Genomic DNA, 23,406 nt, shown 5'->3' with positions numbered 1-23,406 from the left:
CATTTTTTACGCAAAGCTGCAGGGTTACGGGACACGATCCCGGCAACATGGCGGCCCTTGGGGGTCCATTGCGAATTTGAAAGCGCCCGGTCGTTGAAAGTTGCGTAAAAAGTGAAATTTTGTTTTAGTTTTTTCCCGCAGATCCCCATATCGTATCTCCAAGCCGCAGCAGCTTGACGGTCCGGCCAAACCCCTGCATCCCCTCTTGACAATCCGGGAACTAAGGTGGTAAAATAACTGTATATCAATACGAAACCGAGGACGAGGGAGTAAAGCTGAGAAACGGTTTTACAGCGAGCCCGGGGCGGTGCAAGCCGGGCAGACGACAGTTTCAGCAGAATGGGCCTCCGAGGGCGAAGTGAACAGCCGCAGCATTAAGCGGCCCGCCAAAGCAGCAAACAGCGATCGCGAAATGAAACGACAAAGCGACCGGTCAGCCAGGCGGGACGGTAAAATGCAGACAGGCCAAGTAGCCGAGACGCGAAGCCGGCGTAACGGGCAAAGAGTGTGATGGCACTCTGCAGAGAGGATGCGCAGGCATCAAACAAGGTGGTACCGCAGGTTATAAGACACTTGTCCTTGTATGGGACGGGTGTTTTTTTGTGGAACGCCTACCGAGCAGAGAACATCCAAAAAATAAACAATATAGATAGGAGAAAAAGAACATGAAAAAACGGATTGCAATTTTAATGGTGCTGATTATGGCAGCAGCCGGCGTGCTGGCAGGCTGCGGATCGGAAGACGGTGCAAACAAAGATACGATGAAAATCGGGCTGGTTCAGCTGGTGGAACACCCATCTCTGGACACCATTCGCGAAAGCATTATCAAACAGCTGGAAGCGGACGGCTATAAAGATGGGGACAATATCACCATCGACTACCAAAACGCCCAGAACGAGCAGGCCAACCTCAAGACCATCTGCCAGGGATTTGTAGCGGACAAATGCGATCTGATCATCGCCATTTCCACCCCGGCGGCCCAGGCTGCTTACGGCGAAACAAAAGACATCCCAATCATCTTTTCTGCAGTCACCGACCCAGTAGCGGCGGAGCTTGTGGAAAGCTTTGAAAAACCGGGCGCAAACATCACCGGGACATCGGATTTAGTGTCGGCGGACAAGATCATGGATCTGGCGCTTAAAATCACACCGGATGTTAAGACCATCGGCGCGCTGTACAATTCCAGCGAAGTCAACTCCGTATCTGTTGTAAACGATCTGAAAGCCTTTGCCAAGAAAAAGGGCATGAAGGTGGAAGAAGCTGCTGTGACCAATTCCAATGAAATCCAGCAGGCGGCCCAGAGCCTGGCAGGAAAATGCGATGCCGTATTTTCGCCCATCGACAACACGGTAGCATCAGCCATGTCCGTTGCCGCTACTGTATTCAACGACGCCAAGGTGCCGTTTTATGTGGGAGCGGACTCTATGGTAAAGGACGGGGGCCTGGCCACTTACGGAATTAACTACAAAACACTGGGGGCTGAGACGGCGAAAATGGCGGTGGAAGTTCTCAAAGGCGGAGATACCAGCACCATGGCCGTAAAAGTTATGGATGATATGCAGGCGTATATTAACCGGGCGACAGCAGATGCAATTGGTGTGAAAATACCTGAAGACATTTTGAAAAATGCAGAAAACTTAGGAGAGTAAGCGATGATAACAGTCGGTGCACTGATCGGTTCCATAGAACTGGGAATGATATATGCCATATTGGCTTTAGGCGTTTTTCTGTCCTTTCGTACACTCAACACGCCTGATTTGACAGTAGATGGGAGTATTGTTACAGGGGCGGCGGCTTCGGCCATGCTCTGCACCCTAGGCGTCCATCCGCTGCTGGCGCTGGCAGCGGCATTTATCGGCGGGGCCTGCGCAGGCGCCATCACGGCCCTGCTTAATACAAAATTAAAAATACAAGCTCTTTTGGCAGGAATTCTTGTCATGTTGGGAGTCTATTCCATCAACTTGCGCATTATGGGAGGAAAAGCCAACCTGCCGCTGATGAAAAGCGAAACGCTGTATACAAAGGCCGGAGAGATGTTCCCAGCCCAGTATTCTAAATTGATCGTCGGCGCAATTGTGCTGATCGTGGTCATCGCCATTTTCTTTTTCTTCCTCAAAACCAGAATCGGATTTGCCCTAAGGGCGACGGGAGATAATGAAGAAATGGTGCGGGCTGCCGGTATCAGCAGCGACAATATGAAGCTTTTGGGCCTGGCTGTTTCCAACGGGTTTGTAGGCCTCGCCGGCGGCCTTTTGTCACAGTATCAGGGATACTGTGACATTGGCATGGGCGTCGGTATGGTGGTGATCGGGCTGGCCTCGGTCATCATCGGTGAAGTGATTTTTGGCACTACAAGCCTGCTGAGACGACTGATTGCAGTAGCCCTTGGCGCCGTGGTATACCGGCTGATTCTGGCCATTGCCTTGAATTTTGGCATGCAGGCCACAGATATGAAGCTGGTTTCTGCGGTTATCGTGGTAATCGCCTTATCCATGGGCGTACTGGGAGAAACCTTCTCCATCAGAAAGAAGAAGCGGGGGGCGAAAAATGCTTAAGATTACCAATCTGACAAAAATATTCAGCCCGGGTACCATCAATGAAAAGCTGGCATTAAATAATTTGAATTTGTCTCTGGAAAGAGGTGATTTTGTTACCATCATCGGCAGCAACGGGGCCGGAAAGTCGACACTGATGAATTGTATTGCGGGTGTACACGCTGCGGACGGTGGTAAAATTCTTCTGGATGGGCAGGATATTACCAGGCTGCCGGAACACCGGCGGGCAAAAAAAATCGGCCGTGTGTTTCAGGACCCCCTAAAAGGGACTGCCTTTGATATGACGATTGAAGAAAATCTTTCCATTGCCTACAATAAAATTCGCAGCAGAGGATTCCAGCCGGGCATTACCAAGAAAGATAGAGAGCTGTTCAGGGAAAAACTCAGGCTGCTGGACATGGGGCTGGAAGACAGGATGAAGGAAAAGGCCCGGCTTCTGTCAGGCGGACAGCGGCAGGCGCTGACCTTGTTCATGGCAGTCATCGCCCAGCCTAAGCTTTTGCTTTTGGATGAACATACCGCTGCCCTGGACCCATCGGCCGCCAGGAAAGTTCTAGAGCTGACTGACCTCTTTTCTCAAGAAAAGGATATGTGTACAATGATGATTACCCACAATATGAAAGCAGCCCTGGAACATGGAAACAGAACCATTCTCATGCGGGACGGCCAGATTGTCATGGATTTGTCGGGAGCTGAACGTGAACGGATGACTGTGGAGAAACTGATTGATAAATTTGAGATCGATAATGACAGAATGCTTCTGTAGTTAAATACTGGAGGCAAAGAGGAGTTAATGATGTTTGACTGGTTTGGTATATGGCGGGAATTACCGCACTTTGCACAATTTACAAGCGTGCTGTTCATAGTGAACCTGATGATCGCGTGCACCATTATCTTCCTTGAGCGCAAAAATCCGTCGGCAACGCTGGCATGGATCATGATTTTATTCCTGCTGCCCATAGCAGGAATAATTTTTTATTTTTTGTTCTCACAGCATATTTCCAGGAAACGAATTTTCAGACTGACCAGATCAGAAGAGGAGGCCATAGACGGAAGCCTCAAGGAGCAGATGACGGACATAAAGCGGGGAACCTATCAATTTGCCAATCCTGAGGCAAAGCGCTGGAAAGATATGATCCATCTCAATCAGCTTTACGGCAGGGCGTATTACACTCAGAACAACAAGATTACCATTTTAACCGGCGGCCGTCACAAATTTCGCACCCTTCTGCGGGACATTGAAAATGCCACCACTTCCATCAACATCATGTATTTTATCATCAAAAACGATCCAGTAGGCAGGCGCTTTCTGGAGGCCCTGACAAAGAAGGCCAGAGAAGGGGTGGAAGTGCGGCTCCTGATGGATGCCATGGGCAGCAGACAGATCAACGACCGGCTGCTGGAGGACTTTATAAAAGCAGGCGGCAAACGGGCCTATTTTTTTCCGCCCAAGTTTAAAATTATCAATATCCGCTTTAATTACAGAAATCATAGAAAACTGGCAGTCATTGACGGAGAAGTGGGATATATCGGCGGATTTAACATTGCTAGAGAATATTTGAGCATGAAAAAGAAGTTCGGATTTTGGCGGGATACCCATCTGCGGGTTATGGGAAGCTGTGTTCAGGATATCAACGCCAGATTCCTGCTGGACTGGAGATTTGCCGCAAAGGAAGATGTGAAGCTTTCACAGGCCTACTACAGCGATGTAATCGAGGTGGGAAGCACCGGAGTCCAGATCGTATCCAGCGGGCCCGATTCGGAGCGGGTGGAAGTAAAGCGGGCTTATTTGAAGATGATTACCGGGGCGCAAAAGAACATTTACCTGCAGACCCCCTATTTCGTTCCGGACGCCAGCATTCTGGAAGCGCTGAAAATGGCCGCCCAGAGCGGCGTGGACGTGCGCATCATGATCCCCTGCATGCCGGACCATATCTTTGTCTATTGGGCCACCTATTCTTATGTGGGCGAGCTGATTCGCTCCGGCGGCAGAGCCTTTATCTACGACCGGGGATTTCTCCATGCAAAGACCATTGTGGCCGACAGCGAAGTGGCCAGCGTAGGCTCGGCCAACTTTGACCGGCGCAGCTTTATGCTGAATTTTGAAGCCAACGCCTTTCTCTACGACGGCGAAGAAGCCCGCAAGCTGGAAGCCATATTTGAAAATGATATGGGGGACTGCCACGAGCTGACGCTGGATTTGTACCAACAGCGTTCCCTTTGGATTCGTTTTAAGGAAAGCCTGGCCCGTCTGCTTTCCGACTTGCTGTGACCGGAGGCAAACTCCGCGGACCTACGTACGGATACGCAGCGCAGGCCCAGGACCTTGCCGAAGCAAAACTTCTTACTGAGGAATACAAAGCTCCGTTCCAACCTGCAAGTTGTAAGGGTCGATGTTTGGATTGGCGTTCATCAGCGCATCCAGCGTGATCTTGTGCATCTTTGCGATCATATAAAGGGTATCGCCGGACTTAACGGTGTGAGTAGTTTTGCAGCCTGGATTGGGTGAAGCATCCGGCTGCGGCTCAGGCGTCTCTTCCGGACCCACTTCCGGCAGAGGCTGAGGAATCGGATCCTCCTGCGCAAGACCTGGTATGCAAAGGTTTGTTCCGATCCTCAGGTTGTAGGGATTGTGCACTTTGTTAGCCCGCATCAGAAGGCCGACATCCACATTGTAGCGCTGTGCGATTGAATAGAGCGTATCTCCTGCCCGGACTGTGTAAACATCCACGCAGACATATTTATTAGCCATAAAGAATTGTCTCTCCTCCCTGGCCGCTTGCGGCCAATTTGTTTCTTATTTATCATATTTAAAAACCGGCGGAATTGTGATAGAATATATCATACTTTATGTATTAAGCAGAAGTTTGCCGGCTGGGACCGGCCAAAAGGTAAGAAAGAAAGGATGAAGGATTTGAGAAGAAGAATAGTTGACCCTGTGTTTTTAATATTTCTGGCATTGATGGTTTTTTCATCGCTGCGAAGATTTTCCAGCCCTATGGAATGGCTCATGCACACGATTTTAATCATACCGGGCGTTATCGTAGGAATTTCGTTTCATGAATTTGCCCACGGCTGGGTAGCGTATAAGCTGGGCGATCCAACACCCAAATATCAGGGGAGGGTGACGATCAACCCGGCGGCTCACGTGGACCCCATCGGCCTGGCTGCCCTCATGTTCGCCGGCTGGGGCTGGGGCGTGCCGGTGGAAATCAACCCCAACAACTTTAAGAAGCGCAGACGGGATGAACTCCTGGTCTCTTTGGCCGGAGTAGTGATGAATCTGATCGTAGCCATAGTCTTTGGCTTTATCATGAAGCTGGTACTGATGGTGGCAGGCCAGGGCTTTATGCTGGGCGGCTTCGGAGAGGCCCTGTGGACGATCCTGCTCTACGTGGTTCAGATCAACCTGGTGCTGATGATCTTCAATTTGATTCCGGTTCCGCCTCTCGACGGGTTTTCCATTATCAGCGAAATCTTTAACATCAAGCATACCCAGCTTTACTATACGATCTATAACAACGGATTTTTCATACTGATGTTCCTGGTGCTGTTTAACATCACAGGCATCATTTTGAATCCGGGCGTGAACTTTTTTATGAATCTGATCTGGAACTATATTATATTTTAGGCGGAGGAAGAAATGGATTACTTAGACAATCTCAATCCGCAGCAAAGGGAGGCAGCTCTGTACACAGAGGGGCCTCTCCTGATTTTAGCGGGCGCGGGAAGCGGCAAAACCAGCACCATGACCCATCGAATCGCGTATTTGATCGAGGAAAAGGGAGTCAATCCGTATCATATTTTAGCGGTTACCTTTACCAATAAGGCGGCTCAGGAAATGCGGGACCGGGTGGAAAGCCTCATCGGATCCGGGGTCAATATGTGGATCCTCACCTTTCACTCGGCCTGTCTGCGCGTGCTGAGAAAACACGCGCAGCTTTTAGGCTATAAAAAGGATTTCGTCGTCTACGATCCCACGGACCAGAAAGCGGCTATGAAAAACATCGTCAAAGAGATGAATCTGGATGATAAGCGGTATACACCCGCCTATTTTCTCAGTATTATCAGCGACTGCAAAGAGAAAGAGCTGGACCCCAAACAGTATCTGGCCACATACGGTGAGGACCCCAAGACAAAGATTGTCTACCAGGCCTACCGCTCTTATGAAACGCTGCTGAAAAAAAACAATGCCATGGATTTTGACGATCTGCTGCTCAATGCGGTCCGGGTATTTAAACAGGACGAGGCGGCCTTGCTTGAATATCAGAATCGATTCCAGTATATTATGGTGGATGAATACCAGGATACCAACTTTATCCAATATACATTTATAAAAATGCTGGCGGAAAAGCACAAAAATCTTTGCGTGGTGGGAGATGATGACCAGTGCATCTATCAGTGGCGTGGCGCGGATATCCGCAATATTCTGGAGTTTGAAAAGGACTTCCCCAATGCCAAAGTGGTCAAGCTGGAACAAAACTATCGTTCCACCGCCAACATTCTGGCGGCGGCCCATTCGGTGATTGAAAAGAACCGGGGAAGAAAAGAGAAAAAACTGTGGACCTCAAAAGCGGACGGACAGAAAATTGCCTATTACCGTGCGGATGATGAGCGGGACGAAGCCCATTACGTGGCCCAGCAGATCGACCATCTGAAGAGAAAGGACCTGCGCTACAGCGATTTTGCAATCCTCTACCGCACCAATGCCCAGTCCAGAACCTTTGAGGAAGCCCTCTCCAGGAGAGATATTCCTTACCGGGTTCTGGGAGGACTGAGGTATTACGATCGAAAGGAAGTTAAGGATATTGTCAGCTATATGAGGCTGGTACAAAATCCCGATGACGATCTGGCTCTGCTGCGCATTATCAATGAGCCCAAGCGCGGGATCGGCGCAAGGACGGTGGACAAGCTGCAGGCTTTGGCGCGGGTTCGGGGAGAAAGCCTCTTCGATACGCTGATGGATGAAGAGGTGGTGAGCGGCCTGTCGGCAAAAGCATCCGCCGGTATCCGCAGCATGGTTGAAGTGATCCAACAATACAGCAAAGAACAATCCAATTTAAGGGTTTCGGATATTTACGACGGGCTGCTGGTTGGTACGGGTTATTTAAAAGCCCTGGAAGAGCAGAACAATCTGGAGGCGGAAAGCCGAATTGAAAACTTGATGGAATTCAAATCAGTCATCTACGATTACGAGAAGGATGATGAGCAATTGTCCCTGCCCGACTTTATGGAGCGGATCGCCCTTTTGGCGGAAGTGGACAACCACGATGAAAGCGAAAACGCGGTGGTTCTGATGACCATGCACAGCGCAAAGGGTCTGGAATTTCCTTTTGTGTTCCTTCCTGGCCTGGAGGACGGACTTTTCCCCGGCTGGCGGGCTTTCGAGAAAGAAGACGGGCTGGAGGAAGAACGGCGGCTTTGCTATGTGGGCATGACCAGAGCCAGAGAGCGGCTTTTTCTCACCAGCGCAAGCATGCGGACCCTGTACGGAAAAACCGATTATACCAGGGAATCGCAGTTTTTGCGTGAAATGGATAAACATCTCATCGATGGGGATGCTATTTTTGAAAAGAAAAAGGAAGCCAGGAACTCCCGTTCCCTTGACGGATACAGTCGTGAGACGCCTTTTAACCCCTTCGATCAGTTGAAATATGTCAAACAGCAGGTCCGCCAGAGAGCGGCATCGGGTGAAACCTTTCAGGTGGGAGATGATGTAACCCATCCCAAATTCGGACGGGGCACCGTGCTCAAGGCAAGCGACAAGATCATCGAAGTGTCCTTTCGGGACGGATCGGTAAAAAAGCTGGCCGCAGGCATCGCTCCCCTTACCAGGTACATACCAAAAAATGAAAGGTAAGCAAGACAAGAATGGAAGATAAACGAAAAGAAATACAGGAAAAAGTGGAGCTGCTCAATCAGGCTTCCCGCGCTTATTATCAGGAGAGCAGGGAGATCATGAGCAATCTGGAATACGACAGGCTGTATGATGAGCTGGCCCAGCTGGAAAAGGAAACAGGCATCGTACTGGCCCAGAGCCCAACGGTCAATGTGGGCTACCAAGTGCTGGATAGCCTGCCCAAAGAGCGCCATCCGTCGCCCATGCTTTCTCTGGACAAGACTAAGGATACCGGGGAGCTGGCCGACTGGCTGGGAGAGCAGAAAGGCCTGCTTTCATGGAAGATCGATGGCCTGACCATTGTCCTTACTTATCGGGAAGGGCAGCTTTACAAGGCGGTTACCAGGGGCAACGGGGAAATCGGAGAAGTGATTACCTCCAACGCCAGAGTCTTTAAAAATATTCCGGTGAATATTCCCTTTCAGGGCGAGCTGATTCTCAGGGGCGAAGCCTGTATCAAATATTCGGATTTTGAAAAGATCAATGAAACCATTGAAGATGTTGACGCCCGTTACAAAAACCCGCGAAACCTTTGCAGCGGCAGCGTGCGTCAGCTGAATAACGAAATTACGGCCAGGAGAAGGGTACATTTCTTCGCCTTTGGACTGGTGAGCGCCGAGGGTATGGAGATGACGTCCCGGGAGGAACAATTTCTCTGGCTGGAAAAACAGGGCTTTCAGGTGGTGGAATATAAGATGGTCACACGCGAGAATCTGTCCCGGCAGGTGGCATGGTTTGCCGATCATGTGGAGAAGAATGATATCCCTTCCGACGGGCTGGTTTTGATATTTGACGATATCGCTTATGGAGCCTCCCTGGGAGCTACTTCCAAATTCCCCAGAGATTCCATCGCTTTCAAGTGGCGGGATGAGATCAAGGAAACCACGCTCAAGGAAATTGAATGGAGCGCGTCAAGGACCGGCCTCATCAATCCGGTGGCAATCTTTGATCCGGTCCAGCTGGAGGGTACTACCGTTACCAGGGCCTCGGTGCATAACGTGAGCATTTTAAAGGAGCTGCGCCTGGGTCTGGGGGATCATATTCAAGTCTATAAAGCGAACATGATCATTCCTCAGATCGCGGAAAACCTGACGAAGAGCGGCAATTTGGCCATACCCGATGCCTGTCCTGTGTGCGGCGAGGAAGCGGTGATCAAAAAGGATAAGGATGTGGAAGTGCTCTATTGCACCAATCCTGAATGCCTGGCAAAACAAATCAAGGCTCTGACTCATTTTGTCAGCCGCAATGCGATGAACATCGACGGTTTGTCGGAGGCGACGCTGGAAAAACTGGTGGCCCGCGGGTATATCAAAGAGCTGGCGGATTTGTTCCGGCTGGGGCGCTTTAAAGAGGAAATCACATCCATGGAAGGCTTTGGAGAAAAGTCCTTCGACAACTTGATGAATGCGCTAAAGACAGCCAGAAACACCACGCCAGCCAGACTGCTCTACAGTCTGGGGATTCCCAATATAGGTGTGGCCAACGCCAAAGTTATCGCTAAGGCCTTTGAAAATAAGTGGGAGAAGATACAAAACGCAGAAGAGGAAGAGCTGGATGCCATCGACGGGATTGGAGATGTTATGGCTGCTGGATATACAGCGTTTTTTCAGAAGGAAAAAAATCGCCGGATCATCGGCGATCTGCTGGAAGAGCTGGTATTGGATGAAAGCTTTCAGCAGGAGGAAGTCCAGGGGTTTGCCGGCAAGACCTTCGTAATCACAGGCAGCCTTAACCATTACGAAAACCGGGATGCCCTCAAGGCGGTCATCGAGTCGCGGGGCGGAAAGGCGGCCGGATCGGTGAGCAAAAAGACAGACTATCTGATCAACAACGATAATCAATCGACCTCATCCAAAAACAAAAAAGCCAAGGAACTGGGAGTCCCCATTATTACGGAGGAACAGTTTATAGAACTTCTTGATGAAGCGGATAAATCTAAGTCTGAAAAGGAGATTACAAATGCTTAAAACCGGAAAACTGGACAGTGAACTGCTGGAAAAGATCGTATTCAACAACATCAAATTCAAAAGGCCGGAGGTCCTCACAAGGCCGGGCATTGGGGAGGACTGCGCGGTGGTGGATTTCGGGTCGTATGAATGTATCATGTCCACGGACCCCATCACGGCAGCCATCAGTGAGATCGGCCGGCTGTCCATCCATATTTCCTGCAACGATATCGCATCCAACGGCATTCAGCCTTTAGGCATCATGCTGGCCGTCATGCTGCCTGTGGGAACGACGGAGGAGCAGATTGAAGAGATGATGCGCCAGGCCGGCGAAGCTTCGGAAGAGCTGGGCGTGGAGATCATCGGCGGCCATACGGAGATCACTCCGGCTGTGACCAAGCCAGTGATCGTTTCCACAGCCATCGGCAGAGGCGAAAAATGGGCTTCTCAGCATTCGGAAAACATGCGGCCGGGGGATTTGATCATGATAACGAAATCCGCCGGTCTGGAAGGCTCTGGGATCATTGCCTGCGATTTTGAGGAGCAGCTGCAAAAGGTGCTCACCCATGAGGAGATCGAGAAAGCTAAAAGCCTGCTGGGAAAGGTCAGCGTTGTAAAAGAAGGAGTCGCGGCCGGAAAGGTGGGAACCCATGGGATGCATGATGTGACTGAGGGCGGCGTGCTGGGGGCTGTCTGGGAAATGTGCCAGATCGCCGGCACCGGCGCCGAGCTGTGGGTGGATCAGGTCCCGGTGGAGCCGGTAACAAGAAAAATCTGCGATTATTTTGATATCGATTATCTGCGGCTGATTTCCAGCGGCTGTATGATTATCATGGTTGCGCCTGACAAGAAGGAAGAGATGGCAGAGGCCATGAAGGCTGCGGGTGTGGAGGCTTCTTACATAGGCGTGATCAAGGATTCGTCAGCCGGCATCTGCATGAATGTCAACGGGGAGCTGATCGAGATCGCGCCGCCTGCCAGCGATGAGCTGTATAAGGTGGTGGGTGAAGAAAGCTAGTGCAGCCCCAGGCATGGCTGGCATGAACCACGAATTCCAAGCGGCCGCATGAAATAACCCTTGACGAAAGACCTTAAAAATAATATAATTGATAAGCATGAAATTGCCCTTTGATAGCTCCGTCTGGTATGGTTGGGGTCCTGCGCAATAAGACTCCGTGAACCTTGTCAGGTCCGGAAGGAAGCAGCAATAAGCGGAAGCTCTTATGTGCCGCAGATCAGCCTTTGCTAACGCTTTGCGGAGCTTTCAAAGGGCAATTTGTTTTTTGATGAAGTGAGGTAGAACATGTATACTGCTCTCTACAGAGCCTACAGGCCGGAGGTTTTCGAGGAAATTCTCGGTCAGGGCCATATCATTAAAATATTGAAAAATCAGCTGGCCACCGACTCGGTGAGCCACGCTTATTTATTCTGCGGAACAAGAGGCACCGGCAAGACCACCACGGCCAGAATTTTGGCCAAGGGCGTCAACTGCACGGCGGACGGCGGACGGCCCTGCGGCGTCTGTGCCAACTGTACGGCCATCAAGGACGGTACCTTCATGGATGTGATAGAGATCGACGCGGCTTCCAACAACGGGGTGGAAAACATCCGCGAGCTGCGGGAAAGCGTCAAATACCCGCCGGCCGTGGGCAGAAAAAAAGTATATATCGTGGACGAAGTGCACATGCTTTCCACGGGAGCTTTCAACGCACTGCTCAAAACCCTGGAAGAACCGCCGGAAAATGTGATGTTCATCCTTGCCACCACAGAGCCGCAAAAGCTTCCCGCCACCATTCTCTCCAGATGCATGCGCCTGGATTTCAAGCGGGTGCCGGAAGAAACCCTGGTGGGAGGGATGGAAGATATCTGCCAGCAGAAAGGCATTGACGTTTCTCAGGGCGCGCTGCGGCTGATCGCGGCCAACGCGGATGGATCGGTGAGAGACGGACTCAGTATTCTGGACCAGTGTATTTCTGGCGGACAAACCCGTGTGGAGCGTGAGGACGTCCTGGATTTTCTGGGTACTGCCGGAGAGGAAGTGTTCCTGGAACTGACCGATAAAATTACGCTGAGACAGCCCCAGGAAGCGCTTTTGATGCTGGAACAGATTCTGGCCGACGGAAAGGATGTAAGGCAGTTCATGAAGGACTGGCTGTCCCACTACCGCAACCTGCTCATCACCAAATTTATAAAAAATCCGGAGGATATGCTCAACCTGTCCCCGGAGAACGTGGATCGGATCCGCCGCCAGAGCGACAGCCTGGATCTGGCGGATATCAACAATGCTATTATTGAACTTTCCAGGACTATGTCGGAAGCCAAATGGTCCACCCAGCCGAGGATTTTACTGGAGCTGTGCATGGTGAAAATGGCCACCGATCTGATCGACCCGGCCGGAGCAGCGCCGAGAATGGTTCCGAGAACCGCACCGCCTGCTGCCAGCACCACCATAAAAACGCAGAGTCCCGATCAGGTGGATGCTTCTGCACCTGCAGAGGGGCAGACCCATCCGGACGGCAGCCCCGCACCGGAAAAAAGCTTTGATTACGACAGCCTGTGGCATGCTATTTTTGAAGAAGCTGAGGCATCCAGAGGCAGCTTCAATCTGATCCGCAGCGGAACCAGATTGACGGAAATGACCGATGAGCTGTTTACAGTCGTGGCGTCCAATGCCGCTGTGTGCGGATACGTGGAAAACAACAGACAGGTATTGGAAGACCTGATGGAAAAACATACAGGCAAGCGAAGGGGGCTTCGCTGTCAGCTGGAAGGCGAGGATTGCGCGCCAAAGACCGACGATGCTCAGCGCCTTGCCAAAACAGCGGAGACAAAACTTGGATTAAATATCGAGATTGAATAAGGAGGAGAATATGGGAAAAGGAATGAGAGCCGGAAAAAAGCCAAAGGCCGGCGGCATGGGAAACATGCAGAAACAGATGCAGCAGATGCAGGCTATGCAGCGCAAAATGGATGAGCTGCAGGGTGAAATCGATCAGATGGAAACGACGGCTACATCGGGCGGCGGCGCCGTGACGGTAACGGTGACCGGCAAAAAGGAAATCAAGAACATTGAAATCAAGCCGGAGGTCGTGGATCCGGACGATATTGAAATGCTGCAGGATTTAATCTTGGTTGCGGCCAATGAAGCTCTGAGGCAGATGGAAGAGATTTCGCAGAACGAAATGAACAAGCTGACTGGCAGTCTGGGGATTCCGGGGCTGTAGGTCATGAAATATTATGCCAAACCGCTGAGCAAATTGATCAGCGAACTTTCCAGGCTGCCGGGCATCGGGGGTAAAACCGCCCAGCGGCTGGCTTTTCATATTCTGTCCATGGACGAAAAAGAAGCGCTTGCCCTGGCAGAATCCATAACGGAAGCCAAGAAAAACATGAAGTACTGTTCCGTTTGCGGTAATCTGACGGATACGGATCCTTGCATGGTCTGTTCCGACCCCGCCAGAGACCGCAGCGTTATTTGTGTTGTCGAAACACCCCGGGATGTGGCAGCCATGGAACGGATCAAAGAATACGGCGGCCTCTATCACGTGCTTCATGGAGCGATTTCTCCCATGGAAGGGATCGGACCTGAGGACATCAACCTCAAACAGCTGATCGTCAGGCTTCAGCAGGAGGATGTACAGGAGATCATCCTGGCGACCAATCCCAATATTGAGGGGGAAGCCACTGCCATGTATATTGCCAGACTGGTTAAACCCTCCGGAATCAAAGTCTCACGCATTGCCCACGGCGTTCCGGTTGGCGGCGATCTGGAATATGCCGATGAAATTACTTTGCTTAAAGCCATGGAAGGCCGCAGAGAATTGTAAATCATTTTCTGAAAATAAAAGAAGACGTGCGACTCGTTCGATAGGACGGGTCTTTTTTTTGTCCTCTGCGCATAGCCTGTTACATAAGAAACAATAGATAAAGCTTAAGGAGGTTATTATGAGCTTTGGATTGGAAGCCGGCATTTTTGTGGCCTACGCGGCATGCCTTTTTTTGATTTACGTGCTGGGAAAGCTATTGATCGTGCCCCTTAAATGGGCGGGGAGGATGCTGATTAACAGCATGATAGGAGGTGTGCTGATTGTTTTAATCAATATTCTGGGCGGGAATTGGGGGCTATTTGTGCCTTTAAACCCTTTGAGCGCGGTCATTATTGGAATTCTGGGCCTGCCGGGAGCCGTGGGCCTGTTATTGTTTTTTAATCTATAATTCTCAAAAATGATACGAATAAAAATTAAAAATGAGAAAATTCTCATTAATATTGACATTTTTGCACGAATGTGAAAAAATAGAGCAGTCCATTAAGTAACTGAAAATTTCGAATTACCTTTTACCCTTGGAAAGGTTGAGCCTGCTAGAGAATGGACGAATCTAATCATCTGCATATCTTGTATATGTGAGAAGGAGGCAAAAATGTCAGAAGAAAGAAATGTAGCTCCGGCGGGAGAAGAGACGCAGGAGCTAAAAAGAGGTATTAAGGGGTGGCAGGTCGCATTTATTGGTCTTGGCGGCGTAATCGGATCCTGTTATTTTCTGGGTCTTGGTATTTGCGTCCACGACATGGGACCCGCAGTATTTATCGCTTTTGCGGTAGTTGGTGTTATCGTTTATGGACTTATGATCGCTTATGCGGAATTATTGGTCAACCTTCCGAGGAAGGGTTCTTTTGTAGCTTATACCAATGAGTTCTTAGGGCCAACGATATCCACCGGCATGGGATGGGCATTCTGGTTCAACTGGGTATGCTACTGTCCTTCGGAAGCCATTGCCGTTGCTACGGTATTACAGTCCTTGACGGGGGCGACGAGCGCGACTTCGTATGTGGCCTTCGCAGTTGGAGCGCTGTTGGCGCTGACGATTATCAATCTTTGCGCGGTTGATATCTTTGCGAAGATCGAATCGGGACTGGCTATTACAAAGGTTTGCGTAATTATTTTATTTATTATCCTGGCTTTCGGAATTTGGGTAGGCCTCTGGGGAAGCGACGGTTTCCTGGGTGCTACTGTAAACTTCGGAGATGCAGCTGTCGGATTCGGATCACAGCTTTTCCCCAACGGGGCAGCTATTGTAATGACCTCCATGGTTGTTGTGCTGGTAACCTTCCAGGGTACGGAAATCGTAGGCTTGACAGCTGCGGAAGCGGAAAATCCGGACCAGTCGGTTCCAAAAGCATGCAAGAGCGTTACCTATCGTATCGTGGGACTGTATATGGTTCCGATTCTCTTGCTCATCCTGATCTTCCCATATGCACTGGGATCAGATGCTACTCCGATCTTTGCCGATACGCTCAAACTTTATAATTTGAATGGATTTGCTTTGATCATGAGCGCTATCGTACTGGTTGCGGCCTTCAGCTGCGCCAACACCGGCTTCTATGGAACAGTTCGCTGTATGTTCGGTCTTTCCATCGAAGGTCTGGCACCGAAGTTTCTCAGCAAGCTCAACAAGAACGCCAATCCGAAGAACGCAGTATTGTTTACACTGCTCTTCATGTGGATTGTGTTGATCATCGGTCTGTTTTCTCAGTTGACCGGCGCGCTGGAAAGCTTGTACGCCAGCCTGCTGTCCATGTCCGGCTTTACCGGAACTCTGGCTTGGGTAGGCATCATTGCTTCCCAGATACTCTTTAGAAGAAGATTGAAGCAGAGGGGCTACGATCCGGAAACCTGCCTGCGGGCTAAAGTAAGCAAGGGACAAGCCTGGATTCCGTGGTTCGCTATGATCGCCCAGCTGGCTTGCTTAGTGTTGCTGGCCTTTGGCGAAGGACAGCTGCCTATCTTTGGCCTGGCCTGCGCTGCCGTATTCGTGCCCATGATCGTGCGTGCGATTCTGGCTAAAACGGGACATGTGCGTGACATCAACGCGCTGGGAAGCGACGAAAAGTCCTTTGACGAATTATATCCGGATTTGACGAAATAGTTAGAAAATTACATATTAACAAGGGAAAATAGAAAAGAGATCGAACCGCTTTTGTCATGTGGTTCGATTTCTTTTTTTTGAAGAAGGATATGTAAGTTTTAGAAGACACTAATGAGGCCGTTGAAAGCACGCGATTGCAGTTGCTGATATCTCAGTATTGAGAAACGGAAAAATCAGAATTGAGAAATTTCTCAGAATCGTTGACAATGAGAGAAAAGTATGAAAAAATAAAAAAGCCCTAAAAAACTGAATATTCTGCTTATGCTTTTACCCCTTGGAAAGCTGCGGAACTATGAAGAGAGGGCAAATCTAATCATATTTTTAATATGTGAGAAGGAGGCAAATATGTCAGAAGAGAAAAAAGTTGTTCAGGTAACAGAAGAGCCTCAAGAACTAAAAAGAGGCATTAAGGGCTGGCAGGTAGCGTTCATTGGTCTTGGCGGTGTAATTGGATCCTGCTATTTCCTCGGAGTAGGCTGGTGTATCCAGGCTATGGGACCAGCAGTATTTTTAGCGTTCGGCGTAGTTGGAGTTATTGTTTACGGACTTATGATCGCTTATGCGGAATTATTAGTCAACTTACCGAGAAAGGGTTCTTTTGTAGCCTACACCAATGAATTTCTAGGAGAGACCATGTCGGTGGGCATGGGCTGGTCCTTCTGGTTCAACTGGGTGTGCTATGTACCTTCAGAAGCCATTGCGGTTTCCTATGTACTGCAGAGCCTGACGGGCAACAAAAGCGCAATCGCTTATGTTGCATTTGCAGTGGGAGCCTTGGCGGCACTGACGATCATCAATCTTTGCGCAGTCGATATCTTTGCGAAGATCGAATCAGGACTGGCTATTACCAAAGTATGTGTTATCATTTTGTTTGCGCTGCTGGCCTTTGGTATCTGGGTCGGACTGTGGGGCAATCCTCAGGGCGTTGTCCAGGGTGCCGTGGAAGATGGATTCAAAGGCATGGGCGTGAATTTCGGCGATGCTGATTTTATGGCCGATCTGTTCCCTAACGGATTTGCAATCGTATTGACCTGCATGGTTGTTGTACTGGTTACCTTCCAGGGCACGGAAATCGTCGGTCTTGCAGCGGCAGAATCTCAGGATCCGGACAAATCTGTACCGAGAGCCTGCAAGAGCGTTACATATCGTATCGTAGGTCTTTACCTGGTACCTATCCTTTTGGTGCTGCTGGTTTATCCGACTGACTTGGGTACTGATGAAACACCAATCTTTGCCGATATCATGAAAGCTTACGGCATGGGACCCTTTGGCTTTATCATGAGCGCTGTCGTACTGGTAGCGGCCTTCAGCTGTGCCAATACGGGATTCTACGGAACAGTAAGGTGTATGTACGGCCTGGCGGTTGAAGGTCTTGCGCCTAAATTCCTGGGCAAGCTGAATAAGAAGGCGACTCCTAAGAATGCGGTACTTTTTACCTTGCTTTTCATGTGGATTGTACTGATCATCGGTCTGGTTTCAGAACTGACCGGCACTTTATCAAATCTGTACACCAACCTGCTGTCCATGTCCGGATTTACCGGAACACTGGCCTGGGTCGGCATTATTGCTTCTCAGAAGCGATTCAGAGTAAGGATTAAGCAGAGAGGTTATGATCCGGATACTTGTCTGCGTGCCCGCGTGAGCAAAGGACAGTCCTGGGTTCCATGGTTTGCTATGATTGCGCAGCTATGCTGCCTGCTGTTGATGGCATTTGCGGATCCGGAAATTACCGGCGGCGGCCCCATTGTATTTGCAGTGGCATGTGCAGCAGTTATTGTTCCTATGATTGTGCAGAAGATTACCAAGTCCATGGGTAAGACGAGGGTCATCAATTCGCTCGGCGCAGACGAAAAGACCTTCGATGAAACCTTCCCGGATTTAACTAAATAGTGAAAAACATTCGTATACAAGGGAATTGAAATTGTAAAGGAAAATAACAATTTTGAGATTAAAAGAGAACGGGTTTGCTGTTCTCTTTTAATTCGTCTTAATTAATTGATAATTCAAACAAATGGTGTATAATTAGATTTGTAATTATGTTTTATTTATTTTGTTTTGAGGAGGTAAAGACATGAGTGAACAAAGAAACTCAGCGCCTGTTAATGTAGGCGAACATGGGTTGAAGAAACATGACATTAAAGTGTCCACCGTAGTGTTCATGATCTTCTGTCTGGTTGCCGCCGGTTGTTACGGAATCGAGGAAATGATTCCGGAATGCGGCCCTGGACTAACCATCGTTATGCTGTGCGTTCTGCCTTTTGTTTGGGGACTGCCCTTTGGCTTGGTAGCTTCCGAATTGGGTTCTGTAAGACCGCAGGAAGGAGGCTATTACAAGTGGGTCCAGGAGGCCCTTGGCGAGTTCTGGGGATTCCAGGCCGGCTGGTGGAGAACGATCTCCATCTACATCGATAACACATCCTATGTTATCCTTGCAGGCGGGTATGCTGCCACGGTATGGGATATGACATGGGGGATGGAATTTGCTCTAAAATTTGCAATGATTTTAATTTTTACGCTGATCAATATCCGCGGAGTAAAAGATGTAGGTATTGCAAGTACAATCCTGTCGATTTTGGTAATGGTAGCCTTTGCTGTCGTCGCGGTTTGCGGCTTCATCAATTGGGGTGGCGATGCGGAGACGGCATCCACGATTTCCTTCCAGATGACGGCGGAACCTGCAGAAGGCCTGAGCGATTGGTTCTTCTATATTGCGGGAGGCATTTCCATCGGAATGTGGATGTACTCCGGATATGAATCCATGTCCACCATTGCGGGAGAAGTTTCCAATCCGCAGGTTATTCCAAAAGGTACGTTGATTACCATTCCGCTCATCATGGCTGTTTATATTCTGCCGACAACGGCAGGCCTGGGCTCTCTGGGCAACTGGGAAAACTGGGGAACAGAAGGCGATGCTGTGGGATATGCGACGGTTGTCTCCCACTTCTGGGGACCTGCATTCGGTATTATATTCGCCATTGTGGCAATTTTGGCTCAATGTTCCATCTATAATACATATATCGCATCTGGATCCAGAGGATTCTTCGCTTTGGCAGATGACTTCCTTGCTCCGCCGGTAATGGTAAAGTGTGATAAAAAACATGGTGTTCCGTATGTGGCAGTATTATCAGTAGGAATTTTCAACTTGATTTTCTGCATGTTCCCGTTTGGGTTCATTATCATACTGGATGTCGCGCTGTTGATGGCTTCCTACATTTTGGTATACATCTCAGCGATGGTGCTCAGAAGAAGAATTCCGAGAGAAGAATATGTATTCAGAATTCCTGGCGGCAACGGGCTGTTGGCCGCGATCTGTATAGTACCAATCTGCGTGGCGCTGTTCGCCAATTTTGTCAACGGTTCCGACTACTACTTGGGCGGTATGATCGGTATTATTACAGGACCGATTCTGTACTTTATCTGGAGGAGAAGATACGGTGGTCTTACTAAAAAAGATCCAGTCAACTTCCCGAAAAATGAAAAAACCGGTCTGGCTGTTGGAGATACAAAGAAGATTGCCTTCCTGTTCCTGGTAATGACCATCATGAATGGGATTGCGCTGCTGTTCGAGCCTTGGTATGAAGGTTGGGGCACAGAGGATGCCTGGGAATCAGGCGACTATTTCGACGGTATTCTGGAAGGATCCAATGTGGATACCATTGTTGGAACGATTCAGATCGGTCTGGCTATTCTGACGGTAGTCTGTGCAGTGGCGTGCATCGTATTCTTCATTCTTTCGAAGAGCGTTGAACCGAAGAAAGAGAAATAAGCCAAAGTTTGTTATAGAATTATCGAAAGAGGCTGTCGCATTCAATTAGTTATGAATGCGATCAGCCTCTTTTTTGCTTTGGGCCGGAATGGGCTTTAAGCCGGGTCGCGGCGGGCTGACCTTTGAGCTAGCCACCTGTCAGCCGGTCATCTCGGGGCAAACCCCATCATAAAACGCAGATGGCATATATTCTCAAAAAAGAGATTTTTTGAGATGAATGCTTCTTGTTAGGGGTGTCTTACTATGAGAAATATCCCTTCTTTAGGAAATCTTTAAAATGAGAACGTATACAGGATCCACAGGAGTTCTGCCAAGGTCCGCCAAAAAATTGTCTTTTTTTTGAGACTTTTTTGCTGAAAAAATAAAAACCGCAGAAATTCAACCGTTTGCGCTGGATAAACAGAAATTTCAGAAGATTGAAAATATAATCTAACGCTTGTTATTGGATATATATATAGGTATAATGAGGTGTGAGAAATTGGCACTCATAAAAAGTTTTATTTATTAGGAGGATAAAATGGGCACTATATTTTTTCTAATCTTGTTTCCATTAGTTGTGGCCTTTGTTCTTTTAGTAGTTAAAGCTGACGCAGCAAGAGACGTGATCGTTAAATTTGCGGCAATTGTAATCGCCGCCGGATCCATCTTCCTTGCAGTACAGTATTTCAGAAATGGCGGTCAAATGTTTGACTTCAGCCATGAAGCAGTCAATTATGTCATGATGATTATCGAAGCCTGTCTGGCAATCTATATCATCATCATCGGCATCAGACACAAGAAATACCTGGCATCAGTTTTTGCAGCCATTCAGACACCGCTTCTGATATGGTTCGAACTTACTAAAGGACATCACATCGAAGTCGTCAACAATATGTATATTGACAGACTTTCCGTGATCATGGCTCTGATCATTGGAATCATCGGAAGCCTTATCTGCGTGTATGCATTAGGCTACATGAAAGACTTCCAGCATCACCATGCTGGTGAAAAAGACAGAAGACCTTGGTTCTTCTTCGTTATGTTTCTCTTCCTGGCAGCGATGTTCGGTATCGTTACATCGAACAACCTGATCTGGATGTACTTCTTCTGGGAGATCACGAGCCTTTGTTCTTTCTTCCTCATCGGGTACACCAAGACTAAGGAAGCAACCAACAATGCGTTCCGCGCCCTGATCATGAACCTTTTGGGCGGCGTTGGTTTTGCGGCCGCCATCCTCATCCTGGGAATCGTTTACCAGACTCTGGAACTGAGTACAATGATTACATACGGAATGATGTACTCCGGAATCATGGCAATCCCGGCAGCGTTCCTGGCATTTGCAGGAATCACTAAGGCGGCTCAGATGCCGTTCAACAGCTGGCTGCTCGGCGCTATGGTAGCACCGACACCGACTTCGGCGCTGCTCCACTCTTCCACAATGGTTAAAGCCGGCGTGTTCCTGATTATTAAGCTGGCACCATGTCTGGGGATGGGCAACTTCGCGGGTCTGATGACCATGACTGTAGGCGGTGTAACCTTCCTGCTAGCATCCTTTGCTGCTATCTCGCAGAGCAACGCCAAGAAGGTACTGGCTTACTCGACCATTGCCAACCTGGGACTGATCGTAACCTGCGGCGGTATCGGTACGGCCGGTGCGGTATGGGCAGGCATCATGCTGATCATATTCCACGCAATCACCAAGTCTCTGCTGTTCCTGTGCGTAGGTACTGCGGAACACAATATCGGCAGCAGAGATATCGAAGATATGGACGGTCTCTTTGGAAGAATGCCTCGTTTGGCAGCTTTCATGATGATCGGCATCGCAGGCATGTTCTTGGCACCTTTTGGAATGCTGATTTCAAAATGGGCCTCCATGACAGCGTTCGTAGATTCCGGCAATTTGATTCTGGTTGGCATCATCTGCTTCGGCAGTGCGGCGACCGCTTTCTACTGGACCAAATGGCTCGGTAAGATGGGTGCTATCGTAGCTGGCACGGAAAATATCCAGCAGAAGGTACATAAAGAAGAATGGTTCGTACAGGGAACGCTGGTTGCGCTGACCATCGTTGCATGTCTGGCTTTTCCGCTGATTTCCAGCTATTCCATCGTTCCTTACCTGGAAGGCGTATTCGGAGGACTTTCATCCATGGCGCTCTCCGCAGACAACATGATCATCATGGTTATCATGGCAGCCGTGGTACTGCTGTTGATCGCGTTCTTCTTCGGACGAACAAAGAAAAAAATCGTACCTATCTATATGGCTGGTGTTAATGAAGGAGATGACCTTCGTTTCCACGGCGCAATGGACAGACCGGTTGATGCATCGCTGCGTAACTGGCATATGGAAAAATATTTCGGCGAAATGAAGATGAATGTCATCGGATGCATCATTACTTCGGCAGTTATCATTATAGGACTGGGCCTGATGATCGGGTCACTGGTTGCGATCATGACAGGAGGTGCTGCTTAAAATGATTAAGATAATAATATTTGTAGTCGCATATCTTGTTCTCGCACCGCTCGTTGGAGGATTCTTAGCAGGTATCGACCGTATCATTTCCGCAAGAATGCAGGGAAGAGTGGGACCGCCGGTTCTGCAGCCGTTCTACGATGTGCTGAAGCTGAGAGAAAAAGAAGACATTACTGTTAATAAAGTACAGGATTTCTACGTAACTTGCTTCTTCATCTTTGTGCTGGTTACAGGCGGAATCTTCTTCGCAGGCGGAGACCTGCTGCTGGTCATTTTCACACTGACTTTGGCAAGCGTATTCCTCATCGTTGCAGCCTTTTCATCCAATTCTCCTTACTCCCAGATCGGTGCTGAGAGAGAATTGCTGCAAATGCTGGCATATGAACCGATGGTACTTTTGACGGCGATTGGATTTTACATTGTGGTTGGAAGCTTTGAAGTGCGTCAGATTGTTGCTACTGACTCTATGTCCTTCCTGCCGTTGATCGGAGTGTTTTTCGGATTCCTGTTCATTTTGACCATTAAATTCAGAAAGTCGCCTTTCGACCTGTCCATGTCGCACCATGCGCATCAGGAATTGGTAAAAGGACTGGTTACTGAATTTTCAGGAAAGACGATGGCTTTGATCGAAGTTGCTCACTGGTATGAGAACATTTTCCTTTTGGGATTCATATTCCTGTTCTTTGCCAACGGCACGATCTGGGGAGCTGTAATCGGCGTAGTTGTATGCCTTGCAGCCTACTTCCTGGAAGTGTTCATCGATAACTGTTTCGCAAGAATGAAGTGGCAGGTTGCCATCAACTCAGCGTGGATTGTAGCGCTGGTGCTTGGTATGATCAACTTGTTCATCGTATATCTGGTATAAA

17 protein-coding genes, 1 other RNA gene and 1 pseudogene are annotated in these 23,406 nt (G+C 49.1%); 18 read left to right on the top strand and 1 reads right to left on the bottom strand.

Going from position 1 to position 23,406, the window contains the following annotated elements; all coding sequences use genetic code 11:
* Positions 1-665: 665 nt before the first annotated feature.
* From LG211_RS05420 to cls, 4 genes are read left to right on the top strand one after another with little or no spacing between them, the layout of a single operon-like run.
* On the top strand, positions 666-1,649 hold the full coding sequence (locus LG211_RS05420) for an ABC transporter substrate-binding protein (protein WP_148396093.1): 984 nt from the start codon (positions 666-668) through the stop codon (positions 1,647-1,649).
* 3 nt (positions 1,650-1,652) lie between these two features.
* Entirely contained in the window at positions 1,653-2,555 is a 903-nt protein-coding gene (locus tag LG211_RS05415) for an ABC transporter permease (protein ID WP_272490542.1), read from the top strand.
* Positions 2,548-3,321, top strand: coding sequence for an ABC transporter ATP-binding protein (locus LG211_RS05410; protein ID WP_148396094.1), 774 nt, complete (start codon positions 2,548-2,550; stop codon positions 3,319-3,321). Before LG211_RS05415 ends, LG211_RS05410 begins: the two co-directional genes overlap by 8 nt.
* Positions 3,322-3,348: 27 nt before the next feature.
* Positions 3,349-4,827, top strand: a complete 1,479-nt coding sequence (cls, locus tag LG211_RS05405) for a cardiolipin synthase (RefSeq protein WP_269477108.1) — start codon at positions 3,349-3,351, stop codon at positions 4,825-4,827.
* A gap of 72 nt (positions 4,828-4,899) precedes the next feature.
* Here the strand turns inward: cls and LG211_RS05400 are convergent, their stop codons facing one another.
* Positions 4,900-5,307 carry a LysM peptidoglycan-binding domain-containing protein gene (locus LG211_RS05400; RefSeq protein WP_148396096.1) on the bottom strand — a complete coding sequence of 136 codons (408 nt, stop codon included), beginning with the start codon at positions 5,305-5,307 and terminating at the stop codon, positions 4,900-4,902.
* A 162-nt stretch (positions 5,308-5,469) separates the two neighbouring features.
* Here LG211_RS05400 and LG211_RS05395 point away from each other — a divergent pair, with 162 nt between their 5' ends.
* From LG211_RS05395 to LG211_RS05330, 14 genes and pseudogenes are all read left to right on the top strand, one after another.
* On the top strand, positions 5,470-6,186 hold the full coding sequence (locus LG211_RS05395; RefSeq protein WP_148396097.1) for a site-2 protease family protein: 717 nt from the start codon (positions 5,470-5,472) through the stop codon (positions 6,184-6,186).
* Positions 6,187-6,198: 12 nt separating this feature from the next.
* A complete protein-coding gene (locus LG211_RS05390) occupies positions 6,199-8,415 on the top strand; it encodes an ATP-dependent helicase (RefSeq protein ID WP_253020428.1) in 2,217 nt (738 codons plus the stop codon).
* An 11-nt stretch (positions 8,416-8,426) separates the two neighbouring features.
* On the top strand, positions 8,427-10,421 hold the full coding sequence (ligA, locus tag LG211_RS05385; RefSeq protein WP_269477107.1) for an NAD-dependent DNA ligase LigA: 1,995 nt from the start codon (positions 8,427-8,429) through the stop codon (positions 10,419-10,421).
* Positions 10,414-11,418 (top strand): AIR synthase family protein, encoded by a 1,005-nt coding sequence (locus LG211_RS05380; protein WP_253020427.1) that lies wholly within the window; start codon positions 10,414-10,416, stop codon positions 11,416-11,418. The genes ligA and LG211_RS05380 overlap by 8 nt, the downstream gene beginning before the upstream one ends.
* A 131-nt stretch (positions 11,419-11,549) precedes the next feature.
* An RNA gene (ffs, locus tag LG211_RS05375) (signal recognition particle sRNA small type) lies at positions 11,550-11,649 on the top strand.
* 54 nt (positions 11,650-11,703) lie between these two features.
* Positions 11,704-13,260: a DNA polymerase III subunit gamma/tau gene (dnaX, locus tag LG211_RS05370; protein ID WP_269477106.1), complete on the top strand. Its 1,557-nt coding sequence runs from the start codon at positions 11,704-11,706 to the stop codon at positions 13,258-13,260.
* A 10-nt stretch (positions 13,261-13,270) separates the two neighbouring features.
* The gene (locus LG211_RS05365; protein WP_148396102.1) at positions 13,271-13,624 is read left to right on the top strand and encodes a YbaB/EbfC family nucleoid-associated protein; all 354 of its coding nucleotides are present in this window, start codon (positions 13,271-13,273) and stop codon (positions 13,622-13,624) included.
* A 3-nt stretch (positions 13,625-13,627) separates the two neighbouring features.
* Positions 13,628-14,227, top strand: a complete 600-nt coding sequence (gene recR / locus LG211_RS05360) for a recombination mediator RecR (RefSeq protein ID WP_148396103.1) — start codon at positions 13,628-13,630, stop codon at positions 14,225-14,227.
* Positions 14,228-14,345: 118 nt separating this feature from the next.
* Complete coding sequence (locus LG211_RS05355; protein WP_148396104.1) at positions 14,346-14,615, top strand: pro-sigmaK processing inhibitor BofA family protein; 270 nt, start codon at positions 14,346-14,348, stop codon at positions 14,613-14,615.
* 204 nt (positions 14,616-14,819) lie between these two features.
* Positions 14,820-16,325, top strand: coding sequence for an amino acid permease (locus LG211_RS05350; RefSeq protein WP_148396105.1), 1,506 nt, complete (start codon positions 14,820-14,822; stop codon positions 16,323-16,325).
* Between the two features lie 345 nt (positions 16,326-16,670).
* Positions 16,671-18,215 (top strand): amino acid permease, encoded by a 1,545-nt coding sequence (locus tag LG211_RS05345; protein WP_253020425.1) that lies wholly within the window; start codon positions 16,671-16,673, stop codon positions 18,213-18,215.
* Positions 18,216-18,396: 181 nt separating this feature from the next.
* Positions 18,397-20,091, top strand: a complete 1,695-nt coding sequence (locus tag LG211_RS05340) for an APC family permease (RefSeq protein WP_269477105.1) — start codon at positions 18,397-18,399, stop codon at positions 20,089-20,091.
* 517 nt (positions 20,092-20,608) lie between these two features.
* Positions 20,609-21,991, top strand: a pseudogene (locus LG211_RS05335) (NADH-quinone oxidoreductase subunit 5 family protein); the annotation flags it as partial.
* Between the two features lie 550 nt (positions 21,992-22,541).
* Positions 22,542-23,405, top strand: a complete 864-nt coding sequence (locus LG211_RS05330) for a respiratory chain complex I subunit 1 family protein (protein ID WP_148396109.1) — start codon at positions 22,542-22,544, stop codon at positions 23,403-23,405.
* Position 23,406: the final 1 nt, after the last annotated feature.

Source organism: Hominibacterium faecale (genome assembly GCF_020734085.1).
In the GTDB taxonomy this organism is placed as follows: Bacteria; Bacillota; Clostridia; order Peptostreptococcales; family Anaerovoracaceae; genus Hominibacterium; species Hominibacterium faecale.
Note: the sequence above shows the minus strand (reverse complement) of the source record. Positions and strands in the feature narration are given on the sequence as shown.